Consider the following 13,278-nt stretch of genomic DNA (forward strand, 5'->3'; position numbering starts at 1 on the left):
CATGGCGAGGCTGGTGCTCGCGTCGGCGTCCCCGGCCCGGTTGTCAGTGCTGCGGTCGGCCGGCGTCGCGCCCATCGTGCGGGTGTCCGCGGTGGACGAGGATGCGCTCGCCGCCGCACTCGGTCCCGGGGCACCGCCCGCGGTGGTGGTCACCGAATTGGCTCGCGCGAAGGCGGCGGACGTGGTGCCCGGCCTGGTCCGGGACAGCCTCGGCGACGACACCCTCGTCGTGGGCTGCGACTCGATGCTGCTCGTCGACGGGCAGTTGCAGGGCAAACCGGGGACGGTCGAGGTGGCGCGCGAGCGCTGGCGGGCGATGGCGGGACGCAGCGCCGACCTGCTCACCGGGCACAGCGTCCTGCGCCTGCGGGACGGCGAGGTCGTCGCCCAGGCCGCCGACCACAGCAGCACCACCGTCCACTTCGGCCGCCCCACCGCGGACGACCTCGAGGCGTACCTGGCCAGCGGCGAGCCGCTGCAGGTGGCGGGGGCGTTCACGCTCGACAGCCTCGGCGGCTGGTTCGTGGAGCGCATCGAGGGCGATCCCTCCTCGGTGATCGGGATCGGCCTGCCGCTGGTGCGTCGGCTCCTGGCCGACGTGGGGGTGTCGGTGGCGCGGCTGTGGGCCGCGAACACGGCCGAAAGCCCTTCAGTTTAGGCTTGCCTTGCCTTACCATCGGGGCATGAGCGATTCCCGTGCCCTGCCCATGTCCGAGCGCGACTCCGCACACCTGCCCGGCCACTGGCTGCTCGCCCGGCTCGGCAAGCGCGTGCTGCGCCCCGGAGGCGCGGGGATGACCACCCGCCTGCTCGTCGATGCGGACATCGAGGGCAGCGACGTCGTCGAACTCGCGCCCGGCCTCGGCCGCACCGCGCGGGAGATCCTGGACCTGGCGCCGCTGTCGTACACCGGCGTCGAACACGACGAGGCCGCGGCCGAGCTGACCCGCGCCGCGATCGGCGACCGCGGCCGCTGCGTCGTCGCGGACGCCGCTGCCACCGGCCTCCCCGACGCCGGCGCCGACGTCGTCGTCGGGGAGGCCATGCTCACCATGCAGACCGACGCGGCCAAGGCGCGCATCGTCGCCGAGGCCGTGCGGACGCTGCGCCCGGGCGGCCGGTACGCGATCCACGAACTCGCCCTCGTCCCCGACGAGCTCGACGATGCGGTGAAGACGGAGATCCGGCAGGGCCTGGCCCGGTCCATCAAGGTCAATGCCCGGCCGCTCACCGTCGCCGAGTGGCGAACCGTGCTCACCGAGGCGGGCCTGAGCGTCGACGTCGTGCGGCTCGCCCCGATGGCGCTGCTGCAGCCCGCCCGGTTCGTCGCCGACGAGGGCGTCCTCGGCACCCTGCGCTTCGTGCGCAACGTGCTGCGCGACGGCGACGCCCGCACGCGGGTGCTGGGCATGCGCGCGACGTTCACGACGTACCGCAGGTCGATCGCGGCCGTGGCGATCGTCGCGACGAAGCCGCGGTAGCCTGCGGTCGTGAGCCCCGCCGCCGCGCCGCAGCCCGAACCCGCGACCCCCGCCCTGTCGTATCTCGCCGACGTCCGCGACGCCGTCGAGCCCTACCCCGACCGGCCGCGCCCACAGCGCGTCCTCGTGGCCGAGGGCGCCCGCGTGGTGATCTTCGCGTTCGACGCCGGGCAGGAACTGCGCGAGCACACGGCCGCGTTCCCGGTGCTGCTGCAGGCCCTCACGGGCCACCTGCAGGTCACCGCCGACGGGCGCACCGTGGATCTCGAGCCCGGCGGGGTGGTGCACATGACCACCCGCCTGCCGCACGCGGTGCGGGCCGTCGAGCCGTCCCGGCTCATGCTGACGATGCTCGATCCAGCTGCGCGCTGAGCGCCGCCGCGATCGCGGCCGCCTTCGCCTTGGCCCGGTCCGCGTTCGCGCCGGCGAACAGCGCGTCGACGCTGTCCGTCCACAACCGCACCCAGCGGTCGAAGCGCGCCGCGCCGAGACCGTGCTGCCGGTGCAGGGCCGTGTGCACCGGAACCAGCCGGCCCCGATAACGGCCGGTGCCGAACAGGACCTGCTCCCAGAAGTCCCCGACGACCGGCAGGTGCTCGTCGAGACCCACGACGGCCAGCGTCGCGAACGCCGCCTCGAGGTCCGGATCCGTCAGCGCCCGGTCGTAGAACCGGCGCAGCAGCCGATCGATGTCGGCGCGCGTCGCGAGGTCGGTCGGGGCGGACGGGGAGCGCAGCACGTGTCCCGACGGTACCGCCTAGAATCGACGGCGCACCTCGTCGTCACCGGATTGCCGATCACCGAACTGTCACCACTGCCTCAGGAGCCACCTGTGCCCGTCGCGCCCGACGCCAACCCGTCCTTCGCCGCCTACGCCGATCCGACCCGCCTGGTGTCGACGGAGTGGCTGTCCGCCCATCTGGGTGCGCCCGAGGTGAAGGTCGTCGAATCGGACGAGGACGTGTTGCTCTACGACGTCGGCCACATCCCCGGCGCCGTGAAGATCGACTGGCATCTCGACCTCAACGACCCGGTCACCCGCGACTACATCGACGGCACGCGGTTCGCCGCCCTCATGGACCGCAAGGGCATCCGCCGCACCGACACGGTCGTCGTCTACGGCGACAAGTCCAACTGGTGGGCCGCGTACGCGATGTGGGTGTTCACCCTGTTCGGCCACGAGGACGTGCGCCTGCTCGACGGCGGCCGCGACGCCTGGATCGCCGAGAACCGCGACACCACCCTCGACATCCCGGTGAGCACCACCACCGGCTACCCGGTGGTCGAGCGGGACGACGCCGCGATCCGGGCGTTCAAGGACGACGTGCTGGACCATCTCGGCAAGGGCCCGCTCGTGGACGTGCGTTCCCCGCAGGAGTACACCGGCGAGCGCACCCACATGCCGGACTACCCCGAGGAGGGCGCCCTGCGCGGCGGCCACATCCCCACGGCCGTGTCCATCCCGTGGGCCCGCGCGGCGGCGCCGGACGGCCGGTTCCGGTCGCGCCCCGAGCTCGAGGAGATCTACGCCGACATCGCGCCGGACTCCGACGTCATCGCCTACTGCCGCATCGGGGAACGGTCCAGCCACACCTGGTTCGTGCTGACCTACCTGCTCGGCTACCAGCACGTGCGCAACTACGACGGGTCGTGGACCGAGTGGGGCAACGCGGTGCGGGTGCCGATCGTCAAGGGCGAGGAGCCCGGAGAGGTGCCGGCCCGGTGACCCTGCCCGCTCCCCTCGCCGAGATCGTCGACGATTTCGCCGCCGTCGAGGGCCAGGACAAGCTGCAGCTGCTGCTCGAGTTCAGCCGGGAACTCCCGCCGATCCCGGCCGAGCTCGAGGAAGCGGCGATGGAGCCGGTCCCCGAATGTCAGTCGCCGCTGTTCCTGTCGGTCGATACGGCCGACCGGGAGCACGTGCGGCTGCACTTCAGCGCGCCCCCCGAGGCCCCGACCACCCGCGGATTCGCATCGATCCTGCATCAGGGGCTCGACGGTCTCAGCGCCGAGCAGATCCTCGAGGTGCCCGACGACTTCTACTCGGCCCTCGGGCTGGCCGACGCGGTCAGCCCGCTGCGCCTGCGGGGAATGAGCGCGATGCTGGCGCGCATCAAGCGGCATCTGCGTTCCTGAGATGCCATGGAGTTCACCGAACTCGAGGACTACCCCATCCCGGCGGGTGTACTGACCGAATGGCTGCCGTGCGTCGCAGCGGATGCCTGGAGCACCGATCCGCGACCGGTGTCGTACGTGCACGAGGCACATCTGCGGCGCACCGCGGGCAGCCGGTACGGCGACGTCCCGGACGCGTGGCTGGGCACCGCCTTCGAGGTCGCGGGACGCCTCGAGGAGGAGCCGTTCCGGCGCGCCCTGGAGCGGTGGATCGACCGGCACGAACCGCTGCGCAGCCAGGTCGTCCTGAGCGGTGACGGCGCCGTCGGCTCCGGCGGCGTGACCCGGCGGACCGCGCCGCCGGGCGCGGTGTCGGTCCGATTCGTCCGGCACCTGCCGTCCGCCCCGGACGACATCCGCGAGCACCTCGAGCAACTGCTGGCCGACTGCACCGAGCCGCACACGTGGCCGGCGTATGTCTTCGCCACCCTCGAGCCCGAGGACGGGGACGCGTCCGCGGCGTCGTTCACGGTGTTCTTCGCCGCCGACCACGCCGTCGCCGACGCCTACTCGGTCGTGCTGGTCGCCCACGAGATCACGGCCCTGTACGAGCAGGAGCGGTCCGGCCGGCCGGCCGGACTGTTCCCCGTGGGCAGCTACATCGACTTCGGTGCCGCGGAGCGGGCGGACGCCGCCGATCTGGCCGGCGAGCACGAGGCCGTGCGGATCTGGCGGGAGGCCCTGACCGCCGGCGGCGGCGCGATGCCCGAGTTCCCGTTGCCCCTCGGCCCCCGGCCGGCCGGTGCGGTGCCGCAGCGCCGTCTGTCGATGCGGATGCTCGACGACGACCGGGCCAACCGCTTCGCCGCCCGCTGCCGGGAGGCCGGGCACGGCTTCTTCGCCGGCACGCTCGCGTGCCTCGCCCGCGCCACGGTCGAGCTCGCCGGGGTCGACCGGTTCCGGACGATCGCGCCGTCCCACACCCGCAGCGGTCCGATGTGGGCCGGGGCCCTCGGCTGGTTCGTGGGACTGCGCCCGGTCGACATCGATGCGGCCGGGGCCACGGACTTCGCGACGCTCACGGCGCGCGCCGGCGCCGAGCTGCGCCGCACGCGGGCGAGCGCCCGGGTGCCGTTCGACCTGGTCGGCGAACTGCTCGAGGTACCCATGCGACCGCGATTCCTGGTGTCCTACATGGACGTTCGCTTCGTCCCCATGGCCGCGCAGTGGCCGCAGTGGAACGCCCGGACGCTGCGCAGCCGCAGCTACACGCACGACGTGTTCCTGTGGTTCAACCGCAGCCCGAAGGGAGTGAACCTGGCGGGCCGGTTTCCCGACACGCCGACCGCCGCGGCCAACGTGCCGTCGTTCGTCGAGCGGGTCCGGGAATTGATGCACGAGGCGAGCGAGGGCCGCGAGTGGGACACGCCGGAACACGGGAACGAGGGCGCTTCCGCTACCGGCCGGTAATGTTGCCGGGTTCCGGGCGACCCGTAGGGTGTAGGGGCTATCCGGTTACATCGTCTATCGGATTGGCGCCTACACTCCCAGAGACGGCAATAACCTAACGATCGATCAACAGGAGGCTCCGTGCCCAGTCATGCCAGCGCGCACATCACGAAGGTGCTCGTCGCCAACCGCGGCGAGATCGCTGTGCGGGTCATCCGAGCCGCCAAGGATGCCGGTTACGGGAGCGTGGCCGTCTACGCAGAACCCGACGCCGACGCCCAGTTCGTGAAGCTCGCCGACGAGGCATTCGCGCTCGGTGGCCAGACCTCCGCCGAGTCCTACCTGGTGTTCGACAAGATCCTCGACGCCGCCCGCAAGTCCGGTGCCGACGCGATCCACCCCGGCTACGGCTTCCTGTCCGAGAACGCCGACTTCGCGCAGGCCGTGATCGACGCCGGTCTGATCTGGATCGGCCCCTCCCCGCAGGCCATCCGCGACCTCGGCGACAAGGTCACCGCGCGGCACATCGCCGAGCGCGCCAAGGCACCCATGGCCGCCGGCACCAAGGATCCCGTCAAGAACGCCGACGAGGTCGTCGAGTTCGCGAAGCAGTACGGCGTGCCGGTCGCGATCAAGGCGGCCTTCGGTGGTGGCGGCCGCGGCATGAAGGTCGCGCACACCATCGAGGAGATCCCCGAGCTGTTCGAGTCCGCGACCCGCGAGGCCATCGCCGCCTTCGGCCGGGGCGAGTGCTTCGTCGAGCAGTACCTCGACAAGGCGCGCCACGTGGAGGCGCAGGTCATCGCCGACCAGCACGGCAACGTCATCGTCGCCGGCACCCGCGACTGCTCGCTGCAGCGCCGCTTCCAGAAGCTCGTCGAGGAGGCCCCCGCGCCGTTCCTGACCGACGAGCAGCGCCGCCGCATCCACGAGTCCGCCAAGGCCATCTGCCGCGAGGCCGGCTACTACGGCGCCGGCACGGTCGAGTACCTGGTCCAGGGCGACACGGTGTCCTTCCTCGAGGTCAACACCCGCCTGCAGGTCGAGCACCCGGTCACCGAGGAGACCGCCGGCATCGACCTGGTGCGCCAGCAGTTCCGCATCGCCAACGGCGAGAAGCTCGAGCTCACCGAGGACCCGGCCCCGCGCGGGCATGCGTTCGAGTTCCGCATCAACGGTGAGGACGCCGGCCGCGGCTTCCTGCCGGCCCCCGGTCCGATCAGCGTGTACCGCGAGCCCTCGGGCCCGGGCGTGCGCGTCGACTCCGGTGTGGTGCAGGGCGACGTCATCGGCGGCCAGTTCGACTCGATGCTCGCCAAGCTGATCGTCACGGGCGAGACCCGCACCCAGGCCCTCGAGCGTGCTCGCCGCGCCCTCGCCGAGTTCGAGGTCGACGGCCTGGCCACCGTGATCCCGTTCCACCGGCACATCGTCGAGCACCCCGCCTTCGTCGGGGACGGCGAGAAGTTCGACGTCTACACCAAGTGGATCGAGACCGAGTGGGAGAACACCGTCGAGCCGTACACCGGCGGTGGGGTCGCCCCCGAGGACGAGGACGAGGCGCTGCCGCGGCAGAACGTCGTCGTCGAGGTCGGCGGCCGCCGCGTCGAGGTGTCGCTGCCCGGCCAGTTCACCCTCGGCGCCGGCGGCGGTGCCGCCGGCGGGGCGCTCCGCAAGAAGCCGAAGCCGCGCAAGCGGGGCGGCGCCCACGGCGGCAAGGCCTCCGGTGACGCGGTGACCGCGCCGATGCAGGGCACCGTCGTCAAGGTCGCGGTCTCCGAGGGTCAGGAGGTCGCCGAGGGTGACCTGATCGTGGTGCTCGAGGCCATGAAGATGGAGAACCCGGTCAACGCGCACAAGGCCGGCGTCGTCACCGGCCTGTCGGTCGAGCCCGGCGCCGCCATCACCCAGGGCACGGTGCTCGCCGAGCTCAAGTAGCAGTTCCGCCTGCGACGGCGCGCCCCGCGAATCCTCGGATTCACGGGGCGCGCCGTCGTTCGTTCCGGGACTAGGGTGGTGATATGGCCGATTCACCGGAGGTCCGTATCGGCACGGCCGAGCGCGAACAGGCCCAGCGCCTGCTCGGCGAGCACTTCGGTGCCGGTCGCCTCACCCTCACCGAGTTCGAGGACCGCAGCGGCCGCATCGCCGCCGCCGTCACCCGCCGCGATCTCGCGGTCCTGTTCATCGACCTGCCCACCGTGACCGGCCGGGCCGACGGGCACCGGCGCGGATGGTGGCTTCTGGTACCGGTCGTGGCCCTCGGACTGGTCGCGTTCTACCAACTCCTGGAACCGAACGTGTGGATCATGACGGGCGCGACGGTCGCCGCCACCGTCGCCGTCCTTGCCGCCCGCGCCCGCGGCGGACGACCGCACACGGCCGAGCCGGCCTTTCTCCGCGACGTCCCGCCGCTCCCCGCCCCCGCCGCCCGGGACCCGCACTCCCGGGACCCACAGCCATCCGCGACGCGCGACGTCCCGGACCTGGTGTGGCTGCTGACGATGAGCATGTTCGCCGTCGCGCCGGCGCTGGTGCTGCGGCACCCCATCGCGCTGCTGATCTCCGCCGTCGCGCTGATCCTGATCATCTCCCGGGCATTCCGGACCGGGACCGGCGGGACCGGTCGCTGACGACCCATTAGTGTGGACCCATGGCCGACTCCCCCGAGGTCCGCATCGGCACCGTCGAACGCGAACAGGCACTGAACCTGCTCGGTGAGCACTTCGGTGCGGGCAGGCTCACCCTCGTCGAGTTCGACGAGCGCAGCGCGAAGGCGGCCGCCGCCACCACCCGCGCCGAACTCGACGCCCTGTTCACCGACCTTCCCCCGGCGACCCCGAACACGCCTGCGCCGGTGGACGACACCGCGAAGGCCGAGCAGCGGGAGAGGTGGCGCACCGCCGCCATGGGGCTGATCCCCCTCGTCGCCCTCCTGCTGTTCTTCGTCTCCGGCAGCTGGTTGTGGTTCCTTCTGATCCCGGCCGCAGGCATCCTGTACTCCGCGACCAAGGGCACGAAGGGCGGCTGCTGAGTGGACCCCGTCGAGATCAACGCCGGCAACTGGTACCTGCTCGCCGAACGCCCCGACGAGTGGGCCGCCGGCACGGGCTACCACTGGTCGGTGCGGGAGGCGACGACCGCCGATGTCGAAGCCACCGTGGAACTCCGGCCGGACGGGACGCTGACCGGGTCGGCCGAACCCGGTTGCGAGGATGCGCTGGCCGCCGCGTTGGCCGCCGTGCGCCGGTTCGCCGAGAGCGCCTGGAACATGGCGGTCACCGAATCTACATGACCGCCCGGTTCGTTCCGGTGGCGCTCACGCTCGTGGTCGTCACCGTGCTGCTCATGCTGCCGGGCGATACGACTCCGTCGGCGTTCCCGCACGCCGACAAGATCACGCACGCACTGATGTTCGCGGTGCTCGCGTACGCGTCCCGCTTCGCCCGGATCCCGCCCGCCGCGACCGTCGCGTGGCTCGCGGCGTACGGGGTGGTCACGGAGGTCCTGCAGGCGACCGTCGCGGTCCGGCGGTCGGGGTCGGTGTGGGACTGGTGCGCGGATCTGCTCGGCGTGGCGATCGGTGTCACGGTGTTCGCGGCCGTACGCCGACGGAGTCGCTCGGAACCGTAGGGCCCGGCGCCTGCGCCGTCCGCTCCCCCGGCCCTCATTCCAGGAGTCGTTGCCGTAGCAGCGCCCGACCGGAGTCCGTGAGCCCCAGGGCGTCGCTCAGGTAGCGGTCGAACGACCCGAACGCCTCCTCCGCCGCCGCGAGCGCCGTCGCGAGGTACTCGGCGCGGACACCGAGGACGGATTCGAGGTCCCCGCGGGGCACCCCCTTCGCCGTGAGCGCTTCGAGGACCGGGGCGAACACCGGCAGCAGCCGCTCGTTGGTGAGCAGGTAGTCCTCGAAGACGGTGTCCTCGTCCACGCCCAGCGCGAGCAGCAGGACGGCCGACGCCCACCCCGTGCGGTCCTTGCCGGTGGTGCAGTGCACGAGCACCGGGTCTGCGTCGCCGGTCAGCAGGGTCTGCAACAACGTCCGGTATGCGGCGCGGGCGCTCGGCAGCAGGACGAAGTCACGGTAACTGCCCCGCAGGTATTCGGCGCCGCGCCCGTCCCCGAGGACCTCGCGGGCGAACGCGGCGTCGGTCAGAAGCTCCTTCATGTGCGCGGCGATCGAACCGTGCTCGCGGTCGGCGAGCACGTCGAGGGCGAGGGTACGCACACCCTCCGGGAGCCGGTCCGGCGCCGCCTGCCGCTCCGGTTCGGTCCGCAGGTCCACGACAGTCGCCAGGCCGAGCCCGGACAGCACCCGCGCATCGGCGTCGGTCACCCGGCTCAGGTCGGTGGACCGGAAGACGATGCCCCGGCGCACCGACGCACCGTCGCGCGTGGCGTATCCACCGACATCGCGCAGGTTCGGTATCGAGGTCGCTTCGGGACCGGGCATCGGCCCTCGGGAGGTGGGGGTACCGGGACGACCGGCGGAGTCCGACATGCGCCCACCCTAACCGGGTCGGTTCACCCGTCCGGATCGGTGCACCCGGTCCGATCCGCCGGAGCGACGCCGGGCGCACGCGGAGATCCGGGCGATCGACGCGAGTGCCGGATTCGCCGGCAGCCGAGTGTCACAGGACCCACCCACTACCGCGTGAGGGCGCGGATCACGTCCTTGATGCTCGCGTCGTCGGGCAACACGAGCGGCAGCAGGTTCGTGAGGGCATTCACGATGATGGTGAACCGCATGACCTTCTCCTTCGGTTCTTGCGGCGCTCTCGCTACCGCTACCGCTTCCGTGCGGCCCGGCGGGTTCCGGACCCACCACAACTGTGCGGTTCGGCCCCCGTCGCTGCATCCGTGGTGACACCGGAATGCGGGACCGTGGTGACACCCGCACGCGGTCCGTGCCAGCACGGTGGTGCCGGCGACGGCGCGGGAGGAGACTGAGACGGTCCGGGAGGAGACCGAGACGGTCCGGGAGGAGGCCGGCCGTGCGGCACCGAGTCATCCAGCTGCTCGTCGTGGTCACCGCGGTGCTGGTCGCGGCGATCGCCGCGGCGGTGGACTGGTCGCCGGCGGCGCTGCGGGATCCGGCCCGCACGCTGCTCCTCGGGCCGCGGGAATCCTTCGCCGCCGCCGAGGGGCCGTTCCTGCCGGTGTTCGGGCCCACCGAACTCGCGCTGTTCCTCGGCACCGGAGTCGCATTCGTCGTCTCCGGAGCGATCGCATGGAACAACCGCCCGCACGACCTGAGCGGGCCCCTCATCCTCATGGCCGGCCTGTTGTGGTTCCTCGGCGGCCTGCGACGTTCCGGCGAGCCCGTGGCCTTCACCGTCGGCGTGGCGGCGACGAACCTGTATCTGCCCGTCCTGCTGCAGGCCCTGATCGGGTTCCCGACCGGCCGGCTGCACCGACGGTGGCAGCGTCTGTTCGTGGGCGCCGCGTGGCTTCTCGCCACGATCGGCATCGTGGCCGAGTGGCTGTTCTTTGATCCGCGGACCGCACCCGCGGCATCACCGTCGACGTCGACGAATCTTCTTCTGCTCCGGGATGATCCGTCCCTGGCACAGGCGGTGCAGCTCGTCGTCGGGTTCTGCGCGTTCCTGATCGTGGGCACGCTCGTGCTGGTGGTGATCGTTCGCTGGCGTTCGGGCTCACCGGCGTACCGGGCCGGCTTCGCGCCGCTCGGCGTCGCGTACGGCCTCTCGGCGGTGATCACGATCGTGGTGCTGTCGAGTGCGGTGAGCCTTCCCTGGTCGCCCCCGCCGTGGGTGCTCAACCTGCGCTACCCGACCACGGCGCTGTTTCCGCTGGCGGTGGCGGTCGGTCTCGTCCGGTACCGGCTGGCGCGTGCTGCGGTCAGCGACGCGATGGTGGAGATCGGTTCCGCCCCCATCGGTGTCGGATTCGTCGACGCGCTGCGGCGGGCCGTGCACGACCCGAGCCTGGTGCTGTGGACCTATGCGCCGGAGCGCGCGGCCTACGTCGATCCGGACGGGTCGGTCCACGCTCTTCCCCGCCCTTCCGATTCTCGCGCGGCGACCATCCTCGAACGCGGCGGCACTCCCGTGGGGGCCTTGGTGTACGACCCGTCCCTCGAGACCCAACCCGAGCTGCTCGCCGCGGTCCACAGCGCCACCGCGCTGGCTCTCGAGCACGAACGGTTGCAGGCGGACCTGCAGCTCCGGCTCGACGAGGTACGGCGCTCCCGCAAACGGATCGTCGCGGCCGGCGACATCCAGCGGCGACGCCTCGAGCGCGACCTGCACGACGGTGCGCAGCAACGGCTCGTCGCCGCGTCGCTGTTGTTGCGCCGCGCCCAGCGCGCCGGGGAGGAGGCCGATCTGCGCCGGCTGCTCGCGGACGGTGCCGCCGAACTCGACACCGCCCTGACGGAACTGCGGGAGCTCGCCCGGGGTGTCTACCCGGCGGTGCTCACCGAGCGCGGGCTCGCGGCTGCGCTGCGCTCGCTGGCCGAGCGGGCACCCGTGCCCGTCGGCATCGACGACGGCCTCCCCGGCCGGCCCTCGCCTCCCGTCGAGCTCGCCGCGTACCTCATCGGGGCGGAGGCCGTCACCAATGCCGGAAAGCACTCCGGGGCCACTGCCGTCCGCATCTGCCTGCACCGGGCGGGTGATGCGCTGCGCATGACGATCCGTGACGACGGATGCGGTGGCGCGCGGCCGACGCCCGGCGGGGGGCTGGACGGGCTGCGGGATCGGACCGAGGCTCTCGGCGGCGACCTCGTGCTCGACAGTCCCGAGGGCCGCGGCACGACCGTCGACGTCACGCTCCCGTTCCACCTCGACGTCGAGTCCTGACCGGGTCCGACTCTGCCGGACGGTTCCCGGCCCGGCGGATCAGTGCCGTGCCACCTCGCCCAGAACGCGGTCCAGCGCGTCGAGCGCCTCGTCCAGTTCGGCGGTGGTGACCGTCAGCGGCGGCCGGAACCGGATGCCGCGCTGCCCGGTTCCGATCATCAGCACGTGCTCGTCGACCCGCAGGCGGGTGAGCACGGCGTCGCGGACGGTGGGCGTGGGCAGGGTGAACGCGCACATCAGGCCGCGTCCGCGCGGCTCGCCGACCAGCCGGTGGCGGCCGGCGAGCTGGTTCAGCCCGGACAGCAGATGCGCCCCGGTCATGCGCGCCCGGTCGACGAGCCGGTCCCGCTCGATCACCTCCAGAATGCGCCGGGCGCGGACCATGTCGGTCAGGCTGCCACCCCAGGTGGAGTTGAGCCGCGACGAGACCATGAAGACGTTGTCGGGGATCTCGTCGATCCGGCCGCCGGCCATGATGCCGCAGACCTGGGTCTTCTTACCGAAGGCGACGATGTCGGGTGCGACGCCGAACTGCTGGTACGCCCAGGTGGTTCCCGTCAGCCCGACGCCGGTCTGCACCTCGTCGAAGATCAGCAGCGCATCGTGACGGCGGCACAGTTCCGCCATGGCCTGGAAGAACTGCGGCCGGAAGTGATGGTCGCCGCCCTCGCCCTGGATGGGTTCGGCGATGAAACACGCGATGTCGTGCGGATTCTCGGCGAACGCCCGGCGCGCCTGCTGCAGCGCATGCGCCTCCGCGGCCTCGACGTCGCGGTCGTCGGCGAGGTAGGGCGCGTCGATGCGCGGCCAGCGGAACTTGGGGTACCGGGCCGTCTTGATCGGGTCCGTGTTGGTGAGGGACATCGTGTAGCCGGTGCGACCGTGGAATGCCTCGGTCAGGTGGAGAACGCTGCCCCCGAGGTCGGAGCCGAGTCCGCGCGCCTCATTGAGCCGGCTCTTCCAGTCGAAGGCCGCCTTGAGTGCGTTCTCCACCGCGAGCCCGCCGCCGTCGACGAAGAACAGGTGCGGCAGGGCCGGGTCGCCGAGCACCCGCGCGAAGGTGTCGACGAACCGGGCCATCGCCACCGTGTAGATGTCGGAGTTGCTGGGCTTGTTCGCGGCGGCCGTAGCGAGTTCGGCGGCGAACGCCGGGTCGTCGACGATGTCGGGCGGGTTCATCCCGAGCGCGGAGGATGCGAAGAACCCGAACATGTCGAGGTAGGTCGTGCCGTCCCGTTGATCGACGAGCCGCACGCCCCGCGATCGGTCGAGGTCGAGGACGAGGTCGAACCCGTCCACCAGCAGATGTTCGCGCAGAACGGCGTGTACCCGGCTCGGGGGCAGCTCGCGGGCACCGTCCGGGTGTCGGAATGCAGTGCTCATGCCCAGAGAGTACGTCAAAGTTCCGC

Annotated in this window: 15 protein-coding genes; 12 read left to right on the top strand and 3 right to left on the bottom strand. The window is 71.9% G+C overall.

From position 1 onward, the window contains the following. Nucleotide 1 precedes the first annotated feature (1 nt). The 3 genes from KZJ41_RS18540 to KZJ41_RS18550 are packed head-to-tail and all read left to right on the top strand — an operon-like array spanning nucleotide 2 to nucleotide 1,853. Nucleotides 2-658, top strand: coding sequence for a nucleoside triphosphate pyrophosphatase (locus KZJ41_RS18540; RefSeq protein ID WP_029544651.1), 657 nt, complete (start codon nucleotides 2-4; stop codon nucleotides 656-658). A 25-nt stretch (nucleotides 659-683) separates the two neighbouring features. Then, nucleotides 684-1,481 carry a class I SAM-dependent methyltransferase gene (locus KZJ41_RS18545; protein WP_065922392.1) on the top strand — a complete coding sequence of 266 codons (798 nt, stop codon included), beginning with the start codon at nucleotides 684-686 and terminating at the stop codon, nucleotides 1,479-1,481. Between the two features lie 9 nt (nucleotides 1,482-1,490). Next, complete coding sequence (locus tag KZJ41_RS18550; protein WP_006939570.1) at nucleotides 1,491-1,853, top strand: cupin domain-containing protein; 363 nt, start codon at nucleotides 1,491-1,493, stop codon at nucleotides 1,851-1,853. Here the strand turns inward: KZJ41_RS18550 and KZJ41_RS18555 are convergent. Then, entirely contained in the window at nucleotides 1,819-2,220 is a 402-nt protein-coding gene (locus tag KZJ41_RS18555; RefSeq protein WP_029544655.1) for a group III truncated hemoglobin, read from the bottom strand. The two genes, KZJ41_RS18550 and KZJ41_RS18555, sit on opposite strands and share 35 nt — an antisense overlap. A gap of 93 nt (nucleotides 2,221-2,313) precedes the next feature. On the opposite strand from KZJ41_RS18555, the gene KZJ41_RS18560 reads away from it, so the two are divergent. The 8 genes from KZJ41_RS18560 to KZJ41_RS18595 all read left to right on the top strand — a co-directional run bounded on the left by KZJ41_RS18560 (nucleotide 2,314) and on the right by KZJ41_RS18595 (nucleotide 8,678). Continuing rightward, a complete protein-coding gene (locus KZJ41_RS18560; protein ID WP_029544657.1) occupies nucleotides 2,314-3,207 on the top strand; it encodes a sulfurtransferase in 894 nt (297 codons plus the stop codon). Continuing rightward, nucleotides 3,204-3,617 carry a SufE family protein gene (locus tag KZJ41_RS18565; protein WP_006939577.1) on the top strand — a complete coding sequence of 138 codons (414 nt, stop codon included), beginning with the start codon at nucleotides 3,204-3,206 and terminating at the stop codon, nucleotides 3,615-3,617. The genes KZJ41_RS18560 and KZJ41_RS18565 overlap by 4 nt, the downstream gene beginning before the upstream one ends. Before the next feature lie 6 nt (nucleotides 3,618-3,623). Continuing rightward, nucleotides 3,624-5,066, top strand: coding sequence for a condensation domain-containing protein (locus KZJ41_RS18570; RefSeq protein WP_231772678.1), 1,443 nt, complete (start codon nucleotides 3,624-3,626; stop codon nucleotides 5,064-5,066). Between the two features lie 120 nt (nucleotides 5,067-5,186). Next, nucleotides 5,187-6,983: an acetyl/propionyl/methylcrotonyl-CoA carboxylase subunit alpha gene (locus KZJ41_RS18575; RefSeq protein WP_006939582.1), complete on the top strand. Its 1,797-nt coding sequence runs from the start codon at nucleotides 5,187-5,189 to the stop codon at nucleotides 6,981-6,983. 83 nt (nucleotides 6,984-7,066) lie between these two features. Further along, nucleotides 7,067-7,678 (top strand): DUF1707 domain-containing protein, encoded by a 612-nt coding sequence (locus KZJ41_RS18580; RefSeq protein WP_251549384.1) that lies wholly within the window; start codon nucleotides 7,067-7,069, stop codon nucleotides 7,676-7,678. Between the two features lie 20 nt (nucleotides 7,679-7,698). Further along, on the top strand, nucleotides 7,699-8,079 hold the full coding sequence (locus tag KZJ41_RS18585) for a DUF1707 domain-containing protein (protein WP_043801426.1): 381 nt from the start codon (nucleotides 7,699-7,701) through the stop codon (nucleotides 8,077-8,079). Further along, nucleotides 8,080-8,340, top strand: coding sequence for a hypothetical protein (locus KZJ41_RS18590; RefSeq protein ID WP_006939587.1), 261 nt, complete (start codon nucleotides 8,080-8,082; stop codon nucleotides 8,338-8,340). It begins immediately after the preceding gene. Then, nucleotides 8,337-8,678 carry a VanZ family protein gene (locus KZJ41_RS18595; RefSeq protein WP_251549386.1) on the top strand — a complete coding sequence of 114 codons (342 nt, stop codon included), beginning with the start codon at nucleotides 8,337-8,339 and terminating at the stop codon, nucleotides 8,676-8,678. Before KZJ41_RS18590 ends, KZJ41_RS18595 begins: the two co-directional genes overlap by 4 nt. 34 nt (nucleotides 8,679-8,712) lie before the next feature. Here the strand turns inward: KZJ41_RS18595 and KZJ41_RS18600 are convergent, their stop codons facing one another. Continuing rightward, the gene (locus tag KZJ41_RS18600) at nucleotides 8,713-9,546 is read right to left on the bottom strand and encodes a tyrosine-protein phosphatase (protein WP_029544664.1); all 834 of its coding nucleotides are present in this window, start codon (nucleotides 9,544-9,546) and stop codon (nucleotides 8,713-8,715) included. A 493-nt stretch (nucleotides 9,547-10,039) separates the two neighbouring features. Between KZJ41_RS18600 and KZJ41_RS18605 the strand changes: the two genes are divergently transcribed. Beyond that, entirely contained in the window at nucleotides 10,040-11,869 is a 1,830-nt protein-coding gene (locus KZJ41_RS18605; RefSeq protein WP_251549388.1) for an ATP-binding protein, read from the top strand. Between the two features lie 39 nt (nucleotides 11,870-11,908). Here KZJ41_RS18605 and lat read toward each other — a convergent pair whose 3' ends face one another. Beyond that, complete coding sequence (gene lat, locus KZJ41_RS18610; protein WP_029544666.1) at nucleotides 11,909-13,252, bottom strand: L-lysine 6-transaminase; 1,344 nt, start codon at nucleotides 13,250-13,252, stop codon at nucleotides 11,909-11,911. Nucleotides 13,253-13,278 lie beyond the last annotated feature (26 nt).

The organism is Rhodococcus sp. 11-3 (assembly GCF_023704055.1).
Taxonomy (GTDB): Bacteria; Actinomycetota; Actinomycetes; order Mycobacteriales; family Mycobacteriaceae; genus Rhodococcus; species Rhodococcus aetherivorans.